The sequence below is a fragment of the Mastigocoleus testarum BC008 genome, from assembly GCF_001456025.1.
Lineage (GTDB): Bacteria > Cyanobacteriota > Cyanobacteriia > Cyanobacteriales > Nostocaceae > Mastigocoleus > Mastigocoleus testarum.
In genome coordinates, this window is sequence record NZ_LMTZ01000124.1 from 17,870 (window position 1) to 43,200 (window position 25,331).

Here is a 25,331-nt window from a genome sequence, read left to right on the forward strand (position 1 = left end):
TCATTCTTAAAAAATCAACCCGGATCTTGTCTGACTTCTCTTCCTGGGACGCTTACTTATTGAAATAACCATTTTTCCAAAGGTAAAAAGGACTAACAAAACTACTAACAAATAATTGCATTTCGCAGGCTGCTACTAATTCTGTTTTAACTTTAAATCTATGTTTACATAGATGTAGAAGTATTTTCTTAAAATCGTTCAGCATATAAGCAGTAAAAGCAAGTGGTTTTACCCAAGGCTGAATATTAATTGTTCGAGTGACATAACGACTGAGTCCTATACCCCGAAAAAATGGTAATAAATATTCTTTTTGCAAGCGCCACTTGGGTATTTTATGATAAATTTCCATTTCTGGGTTATACCAAATTTCCCAGTTTGCTTTTTGAATATAAGACAACATTTCTAAATCTTCGCCGGTGAGCATATTACCTGTAACTCTACCAGTCAAAATAGGTTTTTCTGGAATGCTTTCTAGGCAAGCTTGACGACGAACAACTAATCCTGCAGAAGGAGGAAGCAGTTTTGTTTTTGGTTCGTAAAATAAAGGTAAATTACCTCTTTCTGTAATCGCTAAAAATGGAGCTATTCGCTGAAAATTCTCTGGTGGTTCTATTTCCCAGTCTGGGTGAATTTGACTAGCAAATGCTCCTGCTTGAGGATGTATTTTTGCAAAATTATGAGCTTTTTCTACCCAATTTGAAACTGGATAATTATCGTCATCTAAAAAGCCAATAAGTTCGCTATTTGCTTCATCAATAGCACGTTTACGAGCATATGCAGCACCTTGTTTAGGTTCAAAGCAATATTTCAAAGGAAAATTATATTGCCAATTTTTCTGATAATCTTGAACAATTTTTGCGGTGTTATCATTACTGTTGTTATCAATAACAACAATCTCCCAATTAATATCTTCAGTGTTAATTTGTTGTTTTAATTTATCTAAAAGTCCTGGTAAGCGACTTTCTCCATTATAGGTAGGAATAGCAATAGTAAAATCTGTCTTGTTGTCAAATTTATTTTGAAAAGAAGTTTTATTTTCCATGGCACCATTAACTAAAAATAATATCTATAATCAAGTATTGACTATAGATGTTATTTTTGTATTCAGTGTCTTTTCTTAAATATTATTGTATAAAACTTTATATACTATTTTAATTATTCACAGTCTGTATCTTTTGCAGTTCTCATCCCTCCTAAAATAGTCTGTACAATTATACATCTTTTAACATCACTGGCTTGGGTTGATTTTCCTGCTTTAGGTATAGCAACAACTATCTTTATCCCATCATTTATTTCTGATTCTGATAAACCACCAATTTGGTTAAATGTAATTGCTTGTGGTTTTGTCTTATTATATTTATTTGCATAGGATATAGTTTTAGTAGATTTATTTTCGTCGGTAATATTACTACCTAGGATTATATTTTCTGTACCAACACCTACTTCTTTACCGAGAATTTCCCAATATTGATCCGGCTCGGAATCATTTGGATGAATAGCTATTTGTGCTACTTTTTTCCCATTTTTAGTATCTGTTGTTAAGCTGACGCTGTAAGGAAGTTTAGTCTTTTTCGCTTTTCTTTGAGCTGTTTGTAGTGCAGCTAAAATCTCATCATTAACTTTATTTATTTGTTGTCGATTAACAAAACTAAACCAACTAGGACCTACAATTGCTGAGAGAATTCCTATAATTACTAGAGCTACTAAAACTTCCAAAATTGTAAAACCACCAGAACTTAACTGATTTTTACTATCAGATTTTAAATCAAATAGTAACTGATTTATGATATTTTGGTTATGATATTTTATATTTATGTTGTTATGATGAAGAAAATTAGTTATTTTATTCATTGCCTATAATCTCTTTTTTTAAGATAATTAAAGTGAATTGTAATAAATATCTTTAATTACTTGCTATTAGTGAGAGTAAATTATCTAGTTTATTTACTTTTATTCGACACCAATAAATCCTCGACCTTTAACATTAATGCTTGCACTTGGAAAATAAGATTTGACATCATCTTTATAGCCATAATTATTTTCCTCTATCCGTGCTAATGCATTTCCTCTCAAGAAAATTTTTGCTGTTGTATTATCAATATCTACACAAGCATAGAAACTAGCATTGTTAAGAACCCCATTTAATGCGGGAACTTTGAGAGAATCTTTATTTTTTTTACTTTTAGGAAAAATAGATTTGCAGTCTATAGTTTTAAAACCTTGACTTGAATCAACATAGTCAACCAATACATCAGCACTTTGACTTCTGCTATAGATACCATCTTTTTTCCAAGCATTCATTTTTTGTTCGAGGGTTCCTTGAATACTTAAATCAAATTTAGCAAAACCTGGATCTGGTTTCTGGATATATTCAGAAGTTACTTTAGTATTATATTCATCATCGGGCTCAATCCCATCATTCAGTTCAAATCTAGCAATGCGATATTGATTAGACCAAATATTCTTTGCATCATTTGTTTTGTTATCTTGTATCAAATAATAAGTAACTAAAGAATAAACAAAAGCATCATTTTTTGTCTTACTACTTGTAACTTTTTTCAGTTCTATTGCTTCCTTCTCAAATTTACGCTTCCAAAAAACAAGAACCGGGACTCGATCGCTTGAACTATAATCCAGTAGCTGATTTCTTATAGCTTTTATTCCATCAGCATCATATATATAAATTGCCTGTTGTAAATCTTGAGCAATATAATCTAAAGCTGTTTGAATTTCCTGTTCGGAATTAATTTTGGCTTGTTCTTTGCGATCTGTATCGAGAATATTAATCATGAATCCTAGTAATGGTGTAATTACCAGTACTGCTAGAATCATGGCTACCATCAATTCTATTAGGGTAAAACCTGCTGTTTTATTGACTTGTTTAAATTTTTTATGTTTAAGTTGAGCGTTGAGAAAAAAATTGAGTTTATTAAAATGAGATTTATTGAGCATTTCAATGCTTTTCATATTTGAAAAATTAAGTTTATATTGAATTATTTTATTTACACTTGGAATATGTATTTTTACTGTCTTCCAATCGCGAGCAAAAATCTGCAAATGTTGTGTTTCTGGATGCAATATCTGTAGTCATTTCTAGTAGAGGTGCTTTTAAATTACCGAATCCTCCACTAAAAGCGGATTGTGTAGCTTTTTTCTTTTGGTCGCTTTTTTCTAATGATTTACTATCTTTGAAAGCATCTGCTCTGTAAACTCTAATCCCTAAACGGTAACCTCTATTTGCTTCATCAGTATTAGGGTTATAAGCAAACGCTTGGACAAGTATGTCCCCCGATTCATCTTTTGTACATTTCCCATCACCACTACCATCGATACAATACAGTTGATAGGTTTTATCGGTGGGAGCAGAACAGTAATCATTATCTTTTCGGCAATTTAAACTACCAGATGGAGCCTTGACTTCAGCAATTAAATTATTATCTTTTTTCGTGATTGGTGGCGATTCAATAGATCCAGAAGTAACACCATCAATGTATGTTTTAGCTGCTTGGGTTGCAAGTTCCACCCTTCTGGAGTTAACTCTGCTGGCAGTAGAAATTACAATTACAGGTGCGATCGCAGTTAACAAAATGGCAACAACAATAATCGCAATCAGTGATTCGATAATAGTAAAACCAGTATCATCTGTTTGTGGGTTAACTCGTTGTTGAATTTGGATCATGGCGTTTTGATGTGAGGACTGCGGTAACTTGTGAGTCTAAAACTGTTAAAAAATCTATATCGTGATTTCCAAAACTTTAGCTACGTGAGTACTTTTTACAAAAGTCTTGTGGACGTTGACTGGTGGGAATAGCTGTTCCTGTACGACTAATTGTGCTAGTACCCGTAGAACTATTGACAGTAACTTTGATTGTTTGAGCACATAACAGTGTTTTGACCCATTCATCATCCCGACCGACTTCTCTAAAAAATTCATTAGGTTCCCCTGCAGGCGGTAACGTGAATGTTTCTGTAAACAAATCTGGTAGTTGGGATAATAAGCCAACATCAAAACCCCACTGACGGGAAGGTGGTGTATAGAAGGGTGTCATACCTTCACCTATGAGACCTGTTCCAGTATTACTATTCCTGTAAGCCTGTCGGTAATCATTACCAAATAGAGCAGTACTACCTTTGGGTGTTTTTCCATTCAGTTGAACAACCTGCCAAGGTCCAGTAGCATAAGCACTGCGTTTATATTGGATTAGAGAACCACTGAGATTATGATTAGTGTTGTTCCAGGTTTCTAGATAGCGTACAAAGTTTTCCAAACCACCGTTTGATTCGCTTGGTCTTCCTGGGGTGTCTCCACCAGCAATAATTAAGTTAGTTGTAGTATCTGTAGCTTGCTGCAACCAGTTTCCATCTGTAGCAACTCCCCTGTCTCTATCTGTTGGGAGATTGGTTCTATCATTACCAGGGTCACCACTTCCACTAGTCCACTTGTCACGCGGTAATTGAATTTGTAGTACTGGGACTAATATTGGTTGTTCGTTAGGATCGGTTCCATTCAAAGCATTACCGTTAATACTTTTATAGAACAGGAATTGACCATTCCCGTAATTGGTATCTGTGGGTATTTTTTTATTCGGTAAGGTTTTAGCAGTCCTAAACCAGAGAGCATTGTCTTTGATTCTTGGTAATTTGTTTGCGGTCCAACTTTGTCCTGTAACGGCATTTTTAGGAAATGCTTGGATATTACCAGCAGTATCAATTCCTAAAGGAACTGGATGACCTTGAGTGTCAAGTATCAAGTTTCCGGTACTGCTATCCCGAGCGAAAGCTACACGACGAGCGTAACTTTGCAATGTATTCTCTGCTAAATCGACGGTTGTACCTGCTAAGTCAATCGTTGCTTTATTGTATTTTTGACCAATTCTAGATGTGGCTGTGGTTCCTCCAGAGCTAATAGCTTTGCCATCAACCGTCCAATCATCTGCAGTACAAGTGTAAACAGGAACTTTTATGCAAACTTCCGTTAGGTACTCATTAAACTTCACCCGTCTCTGGATCGGAGTCACAAAGTTATTGACATAGGAACTACCTTGAAGTCCAGTTTTGCTAGTATTGAAATCTTTGGGTAAGCCCTGGGAAGTACCAGCACTGTTATACCAAGCACTGCTAGTAGTGAAACTATTATCGAAAAATCCTTGTTTTAAACGAACTGCGGTGATGCTGATTTGGTCTTTTTCTCTAACAGTGTCTTTTGTATCGCCATCACCGTTAAGATCGACCTTTAAAGTAATTTCACTTAAAGCATCTGTAGCATCACCATCGTTATTAAAATCAAAGTTAGGAATAATAGCAGTTCCGGCATTATTTCTCAGGTCGTAATCTCCCTCATTACGAAACCCAAAACGAAAGTTATCTGAAAGTACTGTGACCGCATCTGCAACGACTGATGCTGCGCGCCAACTATCTCCTGTAGTACACTTAGGAAGCCTTTTATCATTTTTGCGGCAAGCAAAATTATTATCAAGGGTTTTATTGCGGATATAGAACCTACTCCAGTTTATCTTGCCAGTTTTACTATCTCGTAACTGATCGACAAATTCCTCAACTGGATTGCTAGCGTTTCCACCTTTAGCATGAAGGTTAAAATCACCTTTGATATACGTAGGTAAATTACTTGCTAATATTAATCCTTTTTCTTCTTGTCTAAACTTAACATCACGATCGAGACGGCTACCATTTATCAGCATGATGCCACTCGGACGGCGAGTCGGGTCTAATCTGTAGTCAGTGGGACTAATTAATTCTCTTTGTTCGGTTTTATTATCTGGAGTGTCACTGAGATCGGCTAAAGCATCATTTCTCGTAGCATAAACAATACCACTATTGGGAATTAAATATTCTTGTTTTCCACCACCGCTATGGCTACCAGAGATTTTTTTCTGGCGTATTTTATCAACATCTAATACCGTTACCCTTACCTCTAAGGGTTGGCGCTGCTCAATACTCCTGGTATAGTCTTCTCCTAATTCTGCAAGTTTTAAGTTTGTGTCAATCGATTTAATCTGGCGAGCATCTAAAAATGCTGTTTCGTAAATGGCTCCATGGGGTATTGGCGGAGAGGTACTAGGAGATTTATCCTTAAGAATATCGAGAGCACAAACTGCTGCATCTATTGCCGAATAATCTGCTGCTGTCCGCTTTGTACTGGATTTTTCTAATGCTCTTCGCAGAGGTTCGTTAACAAAACGCCCATCTGGAAATACCATTCTTGCTTGTCGTTCTAATTCTGCTGCATACTTACCCCTTCCACCAAAGGTATACACAACACCATTATTAGATTTACCTTGGGTAGTGCTAGAGTCAGCATCTGGATTCTTCCATCTAGCTTTTACCTTGCTATTATTTTGAGCTGTAACTGAGTTTGTTGGATCGTAATAGCTACTAACACAGGCTATAGGTTGTTGATCCTGACCATAGTCCTTGGCGTAATGATAAACAGCAGTTGCTCTCATTAAGAGATCGCCTTGACGGGTTTCACCATTTCCTGTCGTCATTGGCATAGAATCAGACCAGACAATGATTGGGTCTTTACTCTTAAATTTGAGGCTATTAACTTTAATTCTTTTAGAATCAATACTGCTAGGGTCAACAAAATTTGTATCCCACTGTGGTTCGGGTAAAAACGACTTATCAACTCGCTTGTAGGTGACGCCATCAACATAGATACCTGCGCCAGTTACAATGCGTATTCCACCAATATTGTCGAGTAAATCTTTCGGTTTTTCCGTTGCTTTTTCTTCAAAAAAACCATCCCGATCAGTAGCACCAGCCAAACTGACCAATTGCTCAATTTTGGTGGCGCGGGTACGATACTTATCCTTATCATTTGTGTAATCATCCCATTCGGTACGAGGTGTACTGGGATAATCTACAGATTGAGGTGTGTTGGTACCAACAAAATCTTTAATAGTCTTATCAAACCACAGAGCAGGTAAATTATTTCCGACTAAAATGCGATCGCCAAGTAATTTCTCTTCTTCCCTATACTCTTCTTTGAGTTTGTTGGGTTCGGTAGCGGGTAATTTCTTCGGTTGAAGTGATAATCCCGTATTAGCGCTAGTAGGATAAATCCAAGTATCTTGAGGTCGTAGTAAATCACCAGTACCTTGAAGCTGAGCAGTTCCAGGATTACCTCCTAAAGGAACTTTTTTAAAAGTAACTTTGCGAGTTCGCTTTCTAAAGTAAGATTCTAACTCTTCTCGACGAACTTCATTTCTATTTAAACCAGGATTATTTTCCAGCCGAGTAGTGACATTATCTCTTACTTCAGAAGGGTCTTGGGTACTAGATTTAGTAATCTGTTTATTTACTAACAAGTTAACTCTTTGAGCATAAGCTTGAGTATTAAAAGCAATCTCTGCAGAAGAATTATTAGCAGATTTATCACCACTATTAAAAGTCTTTTGGGTCGGCTTATTTCCTGGTCTAAATAAATCTATATCGACACCACCTCTTGTACCGACACCAGTAATACGACCAAAACCAACATTTCCACCAACAATTATTTTGCTATTCTGGGCGTTATAAAAACAGGAATCTGGGTCGCTAACTTGATAAAATCGGATATCATTAAAAATTTTAGCTGTCAATAAATTACTGTTAGTAAATATCCTCCCATTAAGACTTAGTCCAGCACCAGGGGTTATTTCTAAATCATCTTCGTAAACAACAGCATTATTACTCAGAGGAATCCGTTCTTGATCTTGCTGAAATTCAATCGCAGAAAAGCCCTTATTCCCTTTATAAGCTTCGTACTTTGTTGTTGTTAACTTTGCAGTTTTGAGATATGCATCATCAATTGGTACTGTGGTCGAGTAAACAAAAAAGCTTTTCTTGAGGGTTCCATCTAATCGGTACCAACCCGAACCACTAACTAAACTTGCACTTGTACCTGCAGCTCCACCACAACTTTTACCTGCACCCATCGGACGCGCTCTCGCATCAAGAGGAGTACGAGCCCGGTTAAACTTAGCTTCATCATTACGACTGGGGCTACGGAACAAGACACCATACAAAGTTAGGCTGTCATACTTACCATTATTATCTGTATCAACAGGAAATCTCCAAGCAGTTTTGATGACTTCTCTGTTTTCTAATTCGGTACTATTTTTATCATTAATTCCACTTTTGCCGTCAAGATTGTAGCTTACTTCTAAAGGTGTCTCATCACCAAAAGTATATTTAGTCAGATTTTTAGTAAAAGCATCGTACAAAGAACTATCAGAAGGTGTGGAGCGCGGTAGAGTTGGATCGGTAAATAACTGATTTATTTTTGCTTTAGCCCGCTCAATTGATGGCATTGCAGCACTTAATACTGCTTGATTTACACGAACATTACTAGCATTTTCAGCCCGTTTGAAAGAGCGAAATAAAATCGCAGTGGTCAGTAATATAACCACCAAAGTTACCATCGCTACAGTTGGTAAAACAAAACCAGCATTTACCCAATCTGCTTGTCTTCTACTGACCAAGAAAGTCCGCAACAACCAAGCACGTTGTTCTCTAATTTCTAATGTAGATTTTTGATAATTTTTTTGATAGAAGCTTTTGATCAATTTGACTAATTTGCTATTGGGATGCATAACTACCTTCTGGTCAAAAAAACGATGCGATAAATGATATTACTTTTTCAAAAATTCTTTTTCTTATTTTTATACTCGTGCAATCAAACTGACCTGAAAATAAAATTTGCAGGCAAAATCAAGTTTAATTTGTATGATGATTTTTAGTAATGAATGGATTATTTAGTGGATGAACAATTTTGAACGAACTATAGGAATAATATTTGATTTGTGAATATTAGAGACGTAGTATGGTACATCTCTCTAAAATACTCATGCTAAAAATGAATGATTTAAGATTGCTATATCGGATTATTTAATTTGTAGCTGAAACAGAGTATAAATGTCATCAATTAATCCCAAAAAAAGCAAAAATTTACTTTAAATTATAAGTAAATGAAGTTGCTATTGGGAGAGTAAACTTATGTTACCCATTTGCAGCGAGAAATATATCAGTTAGGGGAAATAAAATTTTGGTAATTGGTAATTGGTAATTGCTGTATTTGAATCGACCTAACTTAAAAAATTATCGATGTCTGAACATAATGTGGTGATAGTTGTGAAAAACTTATTCATTTTTTTGGCTATGATTTGCATTTTGGGCTGCGCAGAAACAAACTCAGCTAATGTGCAACAACAAAATAAAAAGCAAAATGTTACGAAGAAAAAAGTTAATGAAGCTAAGGTGGTATCTGTTAAAGCTCAGGGAAAACCACAAAACTATACCTTTAATGTGGGGATTTCCAGCCCCGATACAGGTTGCGAACAATATGCTAACTGGTGGGAAGTACTAAATGAAGAAGGTAAACTTCTCTATCGTCGTATCTTGGCACACAGTCATGTTAAAGAGCAACCTTTTGAACGTTCGGGTGGACCTGTGACCGTGAGCGATAACGAAATAGTAATAATCCGAGCACACATGAATAATTCAGGTTATGGGACAACTGTTTTCAAAGGTTCAGTAAAAGATGGTTTTAAACCAACTCAACTGAAAGCCAATTTTGCTTCCGAGGTGAAATCCCAACAACCACAACCGAGTGGATGTGCTTTTTAGTGTCTTTTAGAAATCAGAAGACAGGAGTCAAAATTAGAATGTTCTTTACTCCTGACAGTATTTTAGCTGTATTTCATTTGCTTATAATCCAATAAATATAGTTCCCAATCGCTATATGCTGCTAAGAAGGCGCGGCTAGCGCCACGCAGTGCTATCCCTAATCCCCAATCCCGGAAATACCAAAAACACCCGCATCGGTACTCCGCACAGGTGTTCTGGTTTGTTCTGGTTTGTTTGATGATAACTGGCGAAAAATTGCCAGTAATTTAGGTACGAGATTGGAAATGATTGAACCTTAATAGTGGTTAAGATTAATCCCAGCTTCTTTAGCCATTGCATCAATACCTTTCTTTTCTAAAGTTTTGATTGCTTTGGTAGAAAGTTTTAGTTTTACCCAACGATTACCTTTAGCCCACCAAACACGTTTGTTTTGTAGGTTGACCTGCTGAAGACGCTTGGTACGACGGTGAGAGTGGGAAATTGCAAAAGCATTATTTGCTTTCTTCCCAGTAAGTTGACAGCGACGAGACATAAAATCTATCTCCTTGTTTTTTACACGATCTACTATTTTATCTAAAGAAGCAAGTAATTAGGGAAAACAAGTAGACAGTTATCAATTTTGGTTGAATTTTGGGTATTTAATTCACCCAATATCATTTTCGTGGCGGTATATGACAGCTTTTGCTTGAATAAGCAACCATAATTAGCCAATTAACTCATCCGCCGATATAAGAATAACGGTGCGTTATGGCTAACGCCTAACACACCCTACAAAATCGGATATATTTCAACTGTCAGTCATGAATTATCCTACTTAATTGCTTCTTTTGTAAGTTTGGTCAGCACTTCATTAGAACGAAGCACAAAAGATTTCATCCCATCAGCATCAAAGCCCTTCTGTGACATTAATGCCAAATCGTAAACATGTTGGCAAACCATATCTACCAATTGTTGAGTGGGAGAAGAACCATCACCTTGAATAATACTACCTTGGTTGAGATTTGCTAGGTTTTGAATTAATGGGTGGGATGTATTTACCAGTAAAACGTGTTCTTCTGGAAATTCTACGTTTTGCTGTTGCATCATAGCGTTCATTTCCCGCAGACGGCGCAGAATTTCGGGTAAAAGAACCATTGCTGGCGGTGTACCTTGAGGATTATCAGATTTTAAAGCTTCGGTACGAATATTCAGTTTTGGTTTGTTGAGTGCTTTCTCAAATAGCTCTTTGATTTGCTCGCTGCGAGTTTTATTTGTGTTGGGGTCAACGATTTCTTTGTCTTTCTCTTGATCTAGGAGGGTATTATCTAAGTCTGAGTCTACCCGAGTAAATTTAACATCTGTATATTCCCGCTCCAAAAAGCTGATAAAGTGAGTGTCAATGAATGAGTCCATAAATAGAACTTCCAAGCCTTGACCCTTATGCAATTCTACATAGGTGGCTTGTGCTGCTTCATCTGTGCAATAGAATACTCGGTTTTCGTGCTTTTCTTTGTTTCGTTCTAAGTATTCTTTAATGTTAGTGTAAGGTAATTTGTTAGCAGGGGTAACATCTTGCCAAGCATCACCTTCTTCTGTGGGAACTTGAACTGTGGTAGTGTCTGCTGATTCTTCTTGGTATGTGCTACGGAATATTACTATATCTTGGACTTGTTTCTTGAATTTTTCGTCGTTAAGAACGCCAAATTTAACGAAAGTACCGAGATCCTTCCAAGCACCGACATATTTTTCGCGATCGTCGCGGTACAATTCCTTGAGGTTATCTCCGACCTTTTTAGCGATATAGTCACCAATTCTTCTTACGGTGCGATCGCCTTGTAAAGCACTACGGGAAACGTTGAGAGGAATATCAGTACTATCAATTACACCCCGCATGGGTAACAAAAACTGGGGAATAATTTCTTCGCAATTATCACTGACAAAAACTTGGTTAGAGAATAGTTTGATTTGTCCTTTATTAACTTCAACATCAGGCTTGAGTTTAGGAAAATAGAGAATACCATTAACAATGAAGGGATAATCGGTATTTAAATGTACCCAAAGTAACGGTTCTTCTTCAAAGGGATAGAGATACTTGTAAAACTCCAAGTAATCTTCTTTGTTTAGACTGTTGGGTGATTCTCGCCAAGGAGCTTTTTGCTTGTTGAGGACTTCCCCATCCATTTTGATGGGTACCGGCATAAAATCACAGTAAGTCTTAACAAGATTTTTGATGCGTGCAGGTTCTAAAAATTCCTCTTCCTCTTCCATGAGGTGCAGAGTTATTGTAGTACCGCGATCTGTGCGAGATGAATCGTCCAAGGTGAAAGCAGGAGAACCATCGCAAGTCCAATGGACAGCTTTTTCCCCTTCTTTGTAAGAAAATGTATCAATTTCAACCTGCTTTGCGACCATGAAGGATGAGTAGAAACCCAAGCCGAAATGACCTATAATCGCCTGATTTGAATCTGTTTTATACTTCTGAATAAATTCTTCAGCACTGGAGAATGCAACCTGATTGATATATTTTTTTACTTCATCAGCACTCATCCCAATCCCATTATCGGATATGGAAAGAGTTTTCTTATCCTTATCAACAGCAATTTGAATTTCTGGTTCGCCAATTTCACCCGAATATTCTCCAGAGCGCGATACCATGTCCAGTTTAGCGATCGCGTCTACGGCGTTGGATACTAATTCCCGCAAAAAGATTTGATGATCGGAATAAAGTGATTTCTTGATAATCGGGAATATATTCTCAGTATGAATGCTGATCGTGCCTTGCTCTAACATATAACAGCCATGATAATTACGAATATTTTGATTTTGACTCAATTATTAACACTCTGACAGCTTGATGTTGCTGATACCCAGAAATAATATTTTGAGTCAATAAAGAATTTTAAAACTGAAATGCTGTATTTGCTTTTAGTTTAAGGGTTTGTTTGCCGTCTATTAACAATTCGGATTTCACTACTCGCGTATGCTCATAAAAAAATATGTCCTCCTAGCAGGGAAAGTGGAGGAGTTCTACTGGAGCACCTAATTTCTCCAAGAACACTCAAAAACTTTGATAGGACTCAATTTTCGAGATGTGAATAAAATAAGCTCTCATAGCCGAGGACTTGAAAAAGAATAATCTCATAACAGCAACAGTGTTATGTTCCATGCTGTAATGTTACAAATATTAACTTTAAATCTTAATATTTAGCCAAGAGAAGCCGTCGGTCTGATTGAATTAATCCGATTGAATTAAACAGATGGCGTTAAATTATTTATTAGATTTTTAACTTTATGTGCGGAAACTTTCCAATTTAAACGTGCTTGATACTCATTAAATGAAGAGATTGCTAATTCTTTATAGCTTGAGTAGTTAGTGAATAAATTATAAATATAGGTACAATATTCTTCTGTTTTGGCATCCAATGAAAATGTTTTACCGTTTTTACCGTCTTTGATAATTGTAGGTATTCCACCGACGCTACTTGCAATAGATGGGACGCCAAAAGAATTCGCCTCGCAGAATACTAAACCAAATGCTTCAGCTCTTGATGGCAAAATCAGAAAATGGGATTCGCATAATAATTTTTCTATCTTTTTTAAGCCTTCTAGATTTGATTTGCTGATAAATCCCAAATTATTCACAAAATCCGGTAAAGGTTCATTTGTTTGAGGTTTGCAACCAACAATATTTAATTCCGTTTCTAAACCAATAGCATTTAATTGTTTTGCAACTGCTAGAGCAATATCTCCACCTTTACGAACCCAATCGACGCCAATAAAAAGTAATTTGCATTTTGAGGTGTCTTTTTGTTGAATAATGTGATGAATGTCTTCAGGTGTTCGCTTGGACTCCAGGTTAGCTCCCCAAGGAACTACTTTAACTTTATTCTCTGGAATTCCATAGGTTTGCGATGCCATTTTAGCAGCCCATTCAGATGTATAAACAACTAGCTCGCACCTTTTCAGGGCTTCTGATTCAATTTTGTAGATATTTTGAATATTTTCCTGGCATAAGTTACTCATGTAGCTGTAAAAATTGATTAAGCCACTCAGAGTAGTATCTGTCCATAAAACAATTGGTTTTTTGACATCAAGGTATGCTGTTGGAACTGTGCTTTCTGACGATAAAATAACATCCACATCTAGATTACTTAATGCATTTTTTATTTGATGAGCATAATTTTTAACGACCAATGGCTCTGCCCAACGATAATAGTCTTTATTGTATAAATTACGATATAGACTCCATTTAGCTCTGGTTAAAAACGTATATTTTTTCCTCAAAGGTCCAATATATTCAATAGATGTAGAATCATCGAGCAAATTTTTTGCAATGTAAAAACCAGCAGAACAAATTCCTTGTACATCTTTTGTCCAAGATGTTTGGTTTATTAGGTCGTATGATGTTACGCATGCTATTTTCATATTTGTTATTTTAAAAATTTTAATAAAAATGAAAATTAAATTATATATATAGTGTGATTAAAAATAATTAAGTATAAATATAATATTATAAATTATATTAAATATTGAATTTTATATAACCTAATAAAGTACTTGTATTGGCTAGATGAGGAAACTTTTGCAGTAAATTATTACTAACATTATTTGGAAAAATAAGAATAATAATTATTTTCAAAAAAGCCTTATATATAATAGGTTTAAATAAAATATATGGGTCGTATTTAATTATTAAACATAGATATTTTAGTGTTATTGGATTTAAATTTGCCAAAAGTGGAGGTACATCTAACGCTTTATAGATCAGATACTTGTATAAATTTGCTAAACGATGTCGCTTCAAATGTTGAAAGGATGATGCTTGTGTCCGAGCAAATGCTTTCTCAATTACTAACAAGTTTGATTTTTCCTGTCCCACGACGTTAGAGGACATGGAAAAAGGTAGAACACGATATAAAATTTGTACTTTGGGAATAGCGACGAAATGATATTTAGCAGCTAATTTTAGCCACATATCCGTATCTTGAGTATTTGTTAGTGAACCATCAAAGCCTCCTAATTCCCTTAAAACTTTAGTACGTATGGTTACGTTAGAACCACTACCGATAAATTCACTCAATAATAGTTTTGAATAAACATCTCCGCTCCACTGAGCACGGCTACATCGGCGTAAAAATATGCTGTTTTCATCAATAGCATCTGTCCAACTATAAGCAACAACGGCTTGTGGGTTTTCCTGTAGTGCTTTGCAGTGATCTGCTAATTTATCTTTAGTCCAAAGGTCATCAGCATCAATGAAACTAATAAATTCGCCAGAAGCATATTTTAAGCCACGATTACGATTAACTGCTACATTAGCTTTTGGATAGGAATAAGTCTGAATTCGTGGGTCTTTAAATTGAGAAATAATTTCTAAGGTGGAGTCAGTTGACGCTGAATTAATGATGATTAATTCAAAGTCCATAATCGTTTGATTCAGTACTGACTGAATTGTTTCTTGAATAGTTTTTTCGCCATTATATACTGGGATAATTACAGAAACTAGTACCATCTATTATAATTATGATGTAAATAATTCTTATGTAAATAGATACAATGAATCTTTATTTTCAATGATTCTATAATTATTTATTATATATATCTTTTAACAAACTAATCATCCGTGATTGTCTCAAATTTTTATTATTTTTTGTAAGTTAACAATCAATAAATCAGACTAAACATTTTTATTAAATATTAGTTCTTTAAATTTAAATTTTGCCAAATGAAATGGGCTAAAAAAAGTACCAATTAAACGTTCCATTTCACAGATATTAACTATATTATTTTCGCAATTAATAGAAATAAAATCTTGAATATTGGGAAATAATCTCGGACAAATATTAGCGATGAAATGGATAATTATTTTGCATAAATCATTAATCAGATAAAACACAAAAGCTATAGGTCTTTCCCACCACTGCAGTAATAACATTCTTAAGTGGAAGCGCCCTAAACCTATACTGCGCATTAGCTGCGTCAAATAAGTTTTCTCTAATCGCCAAGATGGAATCAGATGATCGATTTCCATGGTTGGGTTATACCAAATTTCCCAACCAGCTCTATAAATATGTAGCAGCACTTCAGCATCTTCACCTCCTGCCATAATAGAATTTCCAGATCTACTAACTAGAAGTAAGCGTGAAGGAACGTATTTTTCCCAGACTTCACGTCTAACAACTAACCCCGCACCTGGAGGAAGTCCTTTTTGGCGAGGTTCGTACAACATAGGCTCAACACCTCGATCCACAATCGCTAAATAAAAAATAATCTTTTTAAGTTCCTCGGAAGGTTCGGTCTCAAACAAACCATGAATTCTACTACTGAAGGCTCCTGCTTTGGGGTTTTTTTTCGCAAATTCACAAGCTGCTTTTACCCAGTTAGAATATGGTAAATTATCATCATCAATAAAACCAATAAGGTCGCCTTTTGCTTCTGAAATTGCTTTTTTTCTGGCAAACTGAACTCCTTGTTGACTTTCAAAGCAATAGCGTAAAGGAACATTTTTTAACCAATTTACTTGATATTCTCGAATAATTTTCGCTGTATTATCTGTGCTGTTGTTGTCAACAATTAGAACTTCCCATTTAATATTTTTTGTATCTATTTGATTTTTTAATTTTTCTAAAACTTGAGGTAAACGTTTCTCGCCGTTATAAGTCGTAATAGCGATAGTTAAATCAAGAGACATTATTTTTTAGATCGTTTATATTTTTTATTGACTTTATTTGTGGTTACGCTTTAGCGTCATTAACATATCATCTAGACACAAACCAATTACAAACTTAAATAATTTATTCAAGTCAAAATAAATTTATGATATTTATCATTTTTTATGGTGCTATAGTGCGTTACGTCGTAATTATAAAGACGAACAGAAAATATATTTTCTCGCGCGCTTAACACACCCTAAAAAATTTATTATCTTTATTAATATTTTTGTTAAGTACGTTAGTAAGAAAAATCATAACTTGTTTGTAATAGCGCTTTAGCGCTAAAGCGCTACTACTAGCCAAATACAGATATTTTATATTTATTTACATAGTTTACTTTTTTCTCGCCTACTCACTTACTGCGTTAGATTATGCTCAAAACAATGCTTTACGGCACGATGACAAAGGTTACCTAAAAAAGATATTCTTTTGCGCGCCTCACACACCCTACAAAATGGAATATTTATTTATTCTAAGTACTTTAAACTAAGGTATTTCATTATAAATCTGTAGATATTCCGATTCTGTTGACTTATATTTATATTCTTCCCTTATAAGCCAAAAGATTAACAACAAATTATAGAGACGTCCCACAAATACTACAGTTTTGCTACTGAGTGGAACGTCTCTAAAAATCAATTTACTTTCAGAACTTATTTTTCAATAAAGTGTATTTCGCTCGAATTTTCGAGTTCACACCTTACAATCTTTACATCAACTAATCAATCTGACAGGATTTGAATTCACAGAAATTTTAGCTGCTACTTTTTTTTTCCGAAAACTCAGACCTTTATCTTCTTTATTTATTACAATCGTGTCACCAGCAATAAAGGTATTTTCTAAAATTTTTGTCGCGATCGGGTTTTCCACTTCTCTTTGAATTGCTCTTTTTATTGGACGAGCACCGTAAACCGGATCGTAACCGACATTAACTAAGTAATCGCAGGCTGCTTTGGAAATTTCTAAGGAAATCTTTTGATCTGCGAGCAGACTTTCTACCCGCTTGAGTTGAATGCGAATAATTTTCGCCATTTCGTTGCGACCCAAAGGATGAAAGATAATTAGATCGTCAATCCGGTTGAGAAATTCCGGACGGAAGTGCGATCGCAAAGAATCTGTAACTCGATTTCGCATTTGTTCGTATTGGGATTCATCACCGGAAACATCCAGAATGTGTTCGCTACCAATATTACTGGTCATGACGATGACAGTATTGCGAAAATCTACAACTCTTCCTTGGGAATCAGTAATTCTACCGTCATCTAATACTTGTAAAAGAATATTAAATACGTCAGGGTGAGCTTTTTCTACTTCATCGAGTAAGACTACTGAGTAAGGACGGCGACGAATAGCTTCGGAAAGTTGACCCCCTTCTTCGTAACCAACATATCCGGGAGGTGCACCAACTAAACGGGAAACCGCATGCTTTTCCATATACTCAGACATATCCAAACGCACCAAGGCGTCATCAGCATCAAACAAAAATGCAGCTAAAGCCCTTGCTAACTCAGTTTTACCCACACCTGTTGGTCCCATAAATAAAAATGAGCCGATGGGGCGAGATGGGTCTTTCATTCCCGCACGGGCGCGGCGAATTGCAGCAGAAACAGTCTCAACGGCTTCACTTTGACCGACAACTCTTAGCTGTAAGTGCTGTTCCAACTGTAATAATTTCTGTCTTTCCGATTCCAAAAGACGATTTACAGGAATCCCCGTCCATTTTGCAACGATTTCAGCAATATCAGCTTCGGTGACCTGTTCCCGTAATAAACTAGAATCTTGGGATTGAATTTTGAGTAACTGCGCTTCTTTATCTTCTAATTCCCGTTGTACTACTTCTAATTTTCCATACTTTAATTGGGCTGCAGTGTTAAGATCGTAGTCGCGTTCTGCTTGTTCAATTTGGACTCTGAGATTCTCTTCTTCTTTTTTAAGGGTACTAATTGCTTCTAAAAGTTTCTTTTCACCTTGCCATTGCTCGTTAAATTCTTGCTGTTTTTCAGTTAACGATCCGATTTCTCTCTCGATTCGTTCTAACCTTTCTTTAGTTTGTGGCGTTGCTATTTCTTCTCCTGCTAAGGAAAGTTTTTCCATTTCTAGCTGCATTAATCGCCGCTCAATGTTTTCCAACTCAGTTGGTTTGGAAGTAATTTCCATTTTTAATTGTGCTGCGGCTTCGTCTACTAAGTCGATCGCTTTATCCGGTAAAAACCGATCAGCAATATACCTTGCTGATAATGTTGCAGCTGCGACTAAAGCTGAATCAGAAATTTTGACGTTATGGTGTACTTCATAACGTTCTTTCAAACCCCTCAAAATCGAAATAGTATTTTCTACATTGGGTTGTTTTACCAGTATTTGCTGAAAACGTCTTTCTAAAGCTGCATCTTTTTCAATGTACTTGCGGTATTCATCTAATGTTGTTGCTCCAATACAACGCAACTCACCCCGCGCCAACATGGGTTTAAGTAAATTACCCGCATCCATTGACCCTTGTTTGCCAGAGCCAGCACCAACAACAGTATGTAATTCGTCAATAAATAAAACTATTTGACCGTTTGATTCTGTAACTTCCCTTAGTACTGATTTTAGGCGGTCTTCAAATTCACCCCGATATTTGGCACCAGCAATTAAACTACCAATATCCAAAGTAATTAATTGACGGTTTTTTAAAGATTCGGGAACATCACCTTTAACGATCCGCTGCGCCAAAGCTTCAGCGATCGCAGTTTTGCCTACCCCTGGTTCGCCAATTAAAACTGGATTATTCTTACTACGACGGGATAATACCTGAATTACTCGGCGAATTTCTTCATCACGCCCAATTACCGGGTCAAGCTTTCCTAATTTTGCTTGTTCTGTCAAGTCCAAACCAAATTTTTGCAGGGCTTCATAGCGAGACTCTGGATTTTGATCTGTAACTTTTTGACTACCGCGAATTGCTTTGATTGCAGCCTCCAGACTAGATACATCCGCATTCATGCTTTTGAACATCCGCCGCCCAATACGTTCATCTTCGGCAAACCCCATTAAGACATGTTCTATGGAGATGTAAGCGTCCTGCATTCTCTCCCTAGCCGCATCTGCATTATCTAGCATCCTATCTAAGCTGCGACTAAGATAGAGCTGATCGGATTTGCCTACTTTAGGTTGACGCCGTGTAAAATCTTCCAATTGCTGTTGCATTCTGGAAACATCAACACCCGAACGATTGAGAATTCGTGAAGCTAGGCTGTTGTCTTGTTCCAAAAGGGCAATTATTAAATGTTCGACATCGAGCTGCTGTTGTTGATAAGCACGAACAATATCTTGGGATTTAACTATCCCTTCCCAAGCTTTATCAGTAAATTTATCTGGATCTGTGGGCTGCATATGAATGAATTTAGGATATCATTTAGGCGGATTTTGGGAGCACTTTCATGAGAACGAGGAAAAACTTACCCCTTTAAACTCAGGTAAAGTGGTATGAAATTCGATTGCGACAGTGGGACTTACCTTAACTTATTATCCAAACATTATGAGTGCGTATCCACTTGTATATACGGTTGCAATCTGAAATCTAGATTCTGAGATTGAGATTTGAGTGAGGATTTAGATTTTAGGATTTAGATCCAATCTAACAATTTGAGCGAACTTTATTTAAGAAAAGTAAGTTAGGAGTAAGAAATCAGGATTGACCATACTCTAACGAGCGTTAACGCATCGGCGCTCAAGCATCGTATGAGTTAAAAGTTAGAAGTTAGGAGCAAATAATAAAAAGTAAGAATTCAGAACTAAGAAAAATTTGAATTAAGAAAGAAATTATAAAGTTTTTTTTGGTTTTTTTGAAATATAAAGAGCACAAAAATATCTTTAAAGTAATTTAAAAGGAAATAACCGTTCTCAAAGTACTTTGCCAAATTATACTATTTGAGCTATCGTTATCCGCGTTATCAACAAAAGTGAAGGTGGGGGTAACACTGATATTATCGCTCAGTTGCAAATTATAAAATGCTTCTAAATTAATTTGATTGGCATCACCTAAGCCATTGGTAGCAAAAGGTTGACCTATGGCAATCCCGGCAATTGTACCGGGAATCACAATATTTCGAAAGCCCACACCTATTGCCCAACTTACAGGATTTAAATCTAAATCTGTGTTAGTAACAGTACTAAATCCCTGATATTTACCGAATCCCAAGCGAGCAAAAATACCAGTATTGTAATTAAGGGAATATTCAGCATTTACGCCAAAAGCTTCAATATCAATATTATTAATTGAGGCATTAGTATATTGTAACCGAATAGTTAGTTGCTTACTGGGAACATATTCTAGTTCCACACTTGATTGACGGGGGTCACCAAACAGACCTCCATCCGAATCAGAATCAGGTTCGCTACTGTTCCCAGCAATATAAAGCGATCGCAAGGTAAATTTTCCTCCTCCAGGATTCCAGCTAATAGCTGCTCCCGCACCCCCGTTACGATCTATTTGGTTTTGGACTATTAGAGGATTATTCAAAAAAAAGCTGGAACTAAAATCTACTGCTTCATTGTTAGCGTAACTGTTACGATCAATAAAGTCTCGTGGTGACATTTTTGCCCCCAGAGTTACAGCTAAATCAGATGTGGGACGCAAGGTGTAGTACAAACGTCGCAATCTAAAATTGCTTTCGACATCTGCGTAGTCAAGCCCACCACCATTCGCAATGAAGCCACTAGTCCCTAAAAGATTGCCATTTTCTTCTTGCTTTAAACCAATAGCGTCTTGGCTATCACTACCTGCTTCAAATTGAGTAATGAGTAAATCATTTGGTCTAAAACTAGTTCTCAAATTTACACGGGAACGACTAAGCAAAATACCATTAGCTCCCGAGCCACCAGTTAAACCAAAAATCTGTTCGCCACTTAGTTTAGTAGTGGTGGAGAATTGATTTCCTTCCAACCTATCTATGCTATCGCTAATTTTTTCTATACGAGATAATCCATCCAAGGCTGCCCGATATTCTAACCTTAGGCGACGCAAAATTATCATATCTTGACGGACATAATCCTGACCTGTAAGGTCAGCCACCACACTTTCCATCTTGTCAACGGTTGCTGACAAAATTTCCGCAAATTCATAGCGTGTGAGGGGACGTTTACCGCGAAAGGTTCCATCGGGATAGCCAGAAATTACCTGGTATCGCTCAACCAAAGATTTAAGTGCTTGATAAGCCCAATCTGTAGGGTAAACATCTGATAATCCCGATACTGAGGGTTGATTAGTTTTTGGAATGCGCTCATTACCAGGAGTAATTTGAGACTTGATTTCGGTTTTTACCCCTAAATTATTTACTTCATTTGAATTATTTGCTTTATCGGATGGGAACGATAATCCTGCTGAGTTATGGGGAGGTGGGTAAGCGCGATCGATAGGGGAAGAAAATTGTTTTTCTAGTTTTTCAGGAGCATCGGTTGCTGTTGTAGTAATTGCTGATGTAGTCGATGAGAACTCTGTTTGTAACAGACTTAAATCTTTTTCTGGTGGGGATATTTCTGAGTGAGGAATATCTTTACCGGTCAATAATTCTCCTGCTGTTGCAGTATCAGCGATCTGTTCTGGTGGAAGTGTGTTTTGTACTACGATACTTGCTCGTGATACTGAACAGTTTGAAATAACACCACCAGTTAATACACTTCCTAGCACTATCAAACGTCTAATCGTCTTGTTATGACTATTAATAGAGCTTTGTACTGATTCCTTATCAATATTTTCCGAATTTACTAGCAAAAGAAAGACTTCCCCTGGCGATTGCTTACCCCTCAAATTCATCACCCACACTTTTTAATCAAAACTACTGCTTTTAGTCCCTACTTTGTGGTAACAACTGTTTCGCTTCGATTACTAGTTTGGATGAGTTCAACTTTGTACCCATTTGGGTCCTGAACAAAAGCAATCACAGTAGAACCATGTTTCATAGGTCCCGGTTCGCGTACTACTTTTCCACCAAGTTTTTTAATGGTTTCGCATGTAGTATAAATATCATCAACTCCAATCGCAATATGACCGTAAGCATCTCCTATATCGTAACTATCAACACCCCAGTTATAAGTAAGCTCTAATACCGTATTGTTTTTCTCCTCACCATAACCAACAAAGGCTAGAGTAAATTTACCTCCCGGATAATCTTTCTGTCGGATTAATTTCATTCCCAGGATGTCACAGTAAAATTTCAATGATTCCTCTAGATCGGCAACCCGCAGCATCGTGTGCAGTAAACGCATCTTCAATCCCTTATCTTGACTTAATGAAATATTTTCATCTTTGAATATTTTACAAATTGGGGGTGAGAGAAGAAATAAATTTGAGTTTATCTCCCGACTAAATATTTGAGGGTCGGAGTCGAATATAGGTTTTTTCTCTCTGAAGACGTAGCAATGCTATGTCTCTTAAGCTGGTCAAAAGCAATTAAGTAAACCAGCAGAAGAGTAGTTTACTACATCCATCCCCAATTGATTAAAAACATTTCCACCCACCGAAGGCTTACGACAATTCAAGTCCTCCCCTGTAACCAGTTACTAGTCGGCTGCCATTCTTAAAAATATGAACCTCTATTTGATCGCTAGCCCAATTTATTTGGTCTTTTAAAGCAGGATTAAAGATGCGAACCTGTTGATTCCGAGAGGAAACGGGAGAATTGGGGGAGTTAATAGCTAAAGATTCAATGTAGGGCCCATCAATTAGAATATCCAATTGCTGCAATAATAATTTGGCACCTGTTGGTGCATTTTGAGATTGTAATTGTTCTAGGGTAAATCCTGTAAAAGACATTACATTTAAGCCTTTTGCTTTAATTTTGGCAGCTAATTCAGCTAGTGCGGGAGCTTGCAAAAAAGGTTCGCCACCGGAAAAAGTAACTCCTTGATTGCGCGGTTTACTGAGAATTTTATTGACCAAATCATCAATTGATATTAATTGATTGGTATCAAATGACCAAGATTCAGGATTAAAACAACCGGGACACTCTCGCCAGCATCCCTGCACCCAAATTACTGCTCGACATCCAGGACCATTAACTTCTGACTCATCCACATAACCCATAATGTTGAGATGTCCAGGGGGAATTTCCGATTCTTTGACCTTGGGATCGAAGTTTGAATTAAAATTCTGTTGATTCATGATTTTGCTCTGTTGTGGGGATTGGGGATTGGGGATTAGGAATTGGGGATTGGGGATTAGGGATTGGCGTTAGCGGAAGCGTGGCGTTAGCCATAAGCACTGCGTGCCGCCTTGCGGCATATGGCGATTGGGGATTAGGGATTGGGGATTAGGAATTAGGGATTGGGGATTGGCGTTAGCGGAAGCATGGCGTTAGCCATAAGCACTGCGTGCCGCCTTGCGGCATATGGCGATTGGGGATTAGGGATTGGGGATTTGAGATTGATAATTTGGAATTGGGCATAGAAGAGATGAAGTATTTGTTTTCTTCCCAGTCGCCAGTCGCCAGTCGCCAGTCACTAGTCGCCAATCTCCACGACCCAAAATCTTCCTTAATATCCTGCTTAGATTTAGCAAGAAGCACCTATGCTAACGGTTGAGTCATTTCATCGAGGCTTTTTTCTCGATTGGCTATTTCATGCACTTATACAAAGGAAAAATTACGGATGATTAATACCGCCATTGAAACTATTGTTGCCCGGGAAATTTTGGATTCGCGGGGTAGACCAACAGTAGAAGCGGAAGTTTATCTGGTTGATGGTGCCGTAGGGTTGGCACAAGTTCCCAGTGGTGCTTCTACCGGAACTTTTGAAGCCCATGAGTTAAGAGATGGAGATAAAAACCGCTATGGTGGTAAAGGTGTACTTAAAGCAGTGCAGAATATCCAAGAAACACTAGCTCCAAAGTTGTTACAAATGGATGCCCTCAACCAGGAATTATTGGATCGAACAATGATTTCTCTTGATGGTTCTCCAAATAAATCTAATTTAGGTGCTAATGCGATCTTAGCGGTTTCCTTAGCTGCTGCCAAAGCTAGTGCTTTATCATTGGGAGTGCCACTATATCGTTATTTGGGCGGACCGCTAGCAAATTTATTACCGGTACCATTGATGAATGTAATTAATGGTGGTGCCCACGCTGCAAATAATGTTGATTTTCAAGAATTTATGATTGTCCCGGTAGGTGCAGGTTCCTTCCGGGAAGCTTTACGTTGGGGTGCTGAAGTATTTGCGACCTTAAGTAAAGTTTTGGACGAGAAGAATTTGCTTACAGGTGTGGGAGATGAAGGTGGTTTTGCACCCAACCTGGAGTCCAATCAAGTTGCTTTGGAATTATTAATTGCTGCGATCGAGAAAGCTGGATATAAGCCAGGAGAACAGGTTGCTTTAGCCTTGGATGTTGCTGCGAGTGAATTTTATAAAGACGGGCAGTATGTTTATGATGGTAAACCTCATTCTCCTGAGGAATTTGTCGGTTATTTGGGTCAGTTATCTCAACAATATCCAATTGTTTCCATTGAAGATGGTTTACACGAAGAAGATTGGCAAAGTTGGAAGTTATTAACCCAAAAAATTGGTTCTAAAGTGCAATTGGTGGGAGATGACTTATTTGTGACCAATGCAACTCGCCTCCAAAAAGGAATTGAGGAAGAATCTGCCAATGCAATTTTGATTAAACTCAACCAAATCGGTTCTTTGACAGAAACCTTGGAAACAATTAACTTAGCGACTCGCAACAGTTTCCGTTCAGTTATCAGTCACCGTTCTGGTGAAACAGAAGATACAACAATTGCCGATCTAGCTGTAGCTACTCGTGCTGGTCAAATCAAAACTGGTTCTCTTTGTCGTAGCGAACGAGTAGCAAAATATAACCGCTTATTACGAATTGAAGACGAACTTGGCGATCGCGCTGTTTATGCTGGTACCGTAGGGCTCGGACCGAGGTAAGGGGGACTGGGGATTGGCGACCAGGGATTAGGGATTGGGAAAAGAGACAAAGGTAAAATATTTATCTTCTTCTCAGTCGCCAGTCGCCAGTCGCCAGTCGCCCAT

Annotated in this window: 17 protein-coding genes; 3 read left to right on the forward strand and 14 right to left on the reverse strand. The window is 37.0% G+C overall.

Annotation, left to right across the window (positions count from 1 at the left end):
- Positions 1 to 52 precede the first annotated feature (52 nt).
- From hpsE (BC008_RS32115) to hpsA, 5 genes are all read right to left on the reverse strand, one after another.
- Positions 53 to 1,042 (reverse strand): hormogonium polysaccharide biosynthesis glycosyltransferase HpsE, encoded by a 990-nt coding sequence (gene hpsE / locus BC008_RS32115; RefSeq protein WP_027842214.1) that lies wholly within the window; start codon positions 1,040 to 1,042, stop codon positions 53 to 55.
- Between the two features lie 113 nt (positions 1,043 to 1,155).
- Positions 1,156 to 1,851, reverse strand: a complete 696-nt coding sequence (locus BC008_RS32120) for a pilus assembly FimT family protein (RefSeq protein ID WP_058184203.1) — start codon at positions 1,849 to 1,851, stop codon at positions 1,156 to 1,158.
- A 99-nt stretch (positions 1,852 to 1,950) separates the two neighbouring features.
- Positions 1,951 to 2,967 (reverse strand): hormogonium polysaccharide secretion pseudopilin HpsC, encoded by a 1,017-nt coding sequence (gene hpsC, locus BC008_RS32125; protein ID WP_235595967.1) that lies wholly within the window; start codon positions 2,965 to 2,967, stop codon positions 1,951 to 1,953.
- Between the two features lie 31 nt (positions 2,968 to 2,998).
- Positions 2,999 to 3,679 carry a hormogonium polysaccharide secretion pseudopilin HpsB gene (gene hpsB, locus BC008_RS32130; RefSeq protein ID WP_027842211.1) on the reverse strand — a complete coding sequence of 227 codons (681 nt, stop codon included), beginning with the start codon at positions 3,677 to 3,679 and terminating at the stop codon, positions 2,999 to 3,001.
- Between the two features lie 76 nt (positions 3,680 to 3,755).
- Positions 3,756 to 8,594, reverse strand: coding sequence for a hormogonium polysaccharide biosynthesis protein HpsA (gene hpsA / locus BC008_RS32135; protein ID WP_027842210.1), 4,839 nt, complete (start codon positions 8,592 to 8,594; stop codon positions 3,756 to 3,758).
- Between the two features lie 511 nt (positions 8,595 to 9,105).
- On the opposite strand from hpsA, the gene BC008_RS32140 reads away from it, so the two are divergent.
- On the forward strand, positions 9,106 to 9,627 hold the full coding sequence (locus tag BC008_RS32140; RefSeq protein WP_036264994.1) for a hypothetical protein: 522 nt from the start codon (positions 9,106 to 9,108) through the stop codon (positions 9,625 to 9,627).
- 295 nt (positions 9,628 to 9,922) lie between these two features.
- On the opposite strand, the gene rpmB is transcribed toward BC008_RS32140, so the two are convergent.
- The 9 genes from rpmB to BC008_RS32185 all read right to left on the reverse strand — a co-directional run bounded on the left by rpmB (position 9,923) and on the right by BC008_RS32185 (position 23,460).
- On the reverse strand, positions 9,923 to 10,159 hold the full coding sequence (gene rpmB, locus BC008_RS32145) for a 50S ribosomal protein L28 (RefSeq protein WP_027842208.1): 237 nt from the start codon (positions 10,157 to 10,159) through the stop codon (positions 9,923 to 9,925).
- Between the two features lie 278 nt (positions 10,160 to 10,437).
- On the reverse strand, positions 10,438 to 12,396 hold the full coding sequence (gene htpG, locus BC008_RS32150) for a molecular chaperone HtpG (protein WP_027842207.1): 1,959 nt from the start codon (positions 12,394 to 12,396) through the stop codon (positions 10,438 to 10,440).
- 459 nt (positions 12,397 to 12,855) lie between these two features.
- A complete protein-coding gene (locus BC008_RS32155; RefSeq protein WP_027842206.1) occupies positions 12,856 to 14,031 on the reverse strand; it encodes a glycosyltransferase family 4 protein in 1,176 nt (391 codons plus the stop codon).
- Positions 14,032 to 14,128: 97 nt separating this feature from the next.
- Positions 14,129 to 15,118, reverse strand: a complete 990-nt coding sequence (locus BC008_RS32160) for a glycosyltransferase (protein ID WP_027842205.1) — start codon at positions 15,116 to 15,118, stop codon at positions 14,129 to 14,131.
- 165 nt (positions 15,119 to 15,283) lie between these two features.
- Positions 15,284 to 16,297 carry a hormogonium polysaccharide biosynthesis glycosyltransferase HpsE gene (gene hpsE, locus BC008_RS32165; RefSeq protein ID WP_027842204.1) on the reverse strand — a complete coding sequence of 338 codons (1,014 nt, stop codon included), beginning with the start codon at positions 16,295 to 16,297 and terminating at the stop codon, positions 15,284 to 15,286.
- 736 nt (positions 16,298 to 17,033) lie between these two features.
- A complete protein-coding gene (gene clpB / locus BC008_RS32170; protein ID WP_027846119.1) occupies positions 17,034 to 19,691 on the reverse strand; it encodes an ATP-dependent chaperone ClpB in 2,658 nt (885 codons plus the stop codon).
- A 490-nt stretch (positions 19,692 to 20,181) separates the two neighbouring features.
- Positions 20,182 to 22,113, reverse strand: coding sequence for an iron uptake porin (locus tag BC008_RS32175; protein ID WP_063800839.1), 1,932 nt, complete (start codon positions 22,111 to 22,113; stop codon positions 20,182 to 20,184).
- A gap of 38 nt (positions 22,114 to 22,151) precedes the next feature.
- Complete coding sequence (gloA, locus tag BC008_RS32180; RefSeq protein WP_027846117.1) at positions 22,152 to 22,565, reverse strand: lactoylglutathione lyase; 414 nt, start codon at positions 22,563 to 22,565, stop codon at positions 22,152 to 22,154.
- A 259-nt stretch (positions 22,566 to 22,824) separates the two neighbouring features.
- On the reverse strand, positions 22,825 to 23,460 hold the full coding sequence (locus tag BC008_RS32185; RefSeq protein ID WP_027846116.1) for a 4Fe-4S single cluster domain-containing protein: 636 nt from the start codon (positions 23,458 to 23,460) through the stop codon (positions 22,825 to 22,827).
- Between the two features lie 209 nt (positions 23,461 to 23,669).
- Here BC008_RS32185 and BC008_RS48770 point away from each other — a divergent pair, with 209 nt between their 5' ends.
- Together BC008_RS48770 and eno are read left to right on the forward strand one after the other, a co-directional pair.
- Positions 23,670 to 23,879, forward strand: coding sequence for a hypothetical protein (locus tag BC008_RS48770; protein ID WP_153009699.1), 210 nt, complete (start codon positions 23,670 to 23,672; stop codon positions 23,877 to 23,879).
- 66 nt (positions 23,880 to 23,945) lie between these two features.
- On the forward strand, positions 23,946 to 25,226 hold the full coding sequence (gene eno, locus BC008_RS32190) for a phosphopyruvate hydratase (RefSeq protein WP_027844637.1): 1,281 nt from the start codon (positions 23,946 to 23,948) through the stop codon (positions 25,224 to 25,226).
- Positions 25,227 to 25,331: the final 105 nt, after the last annotated feature.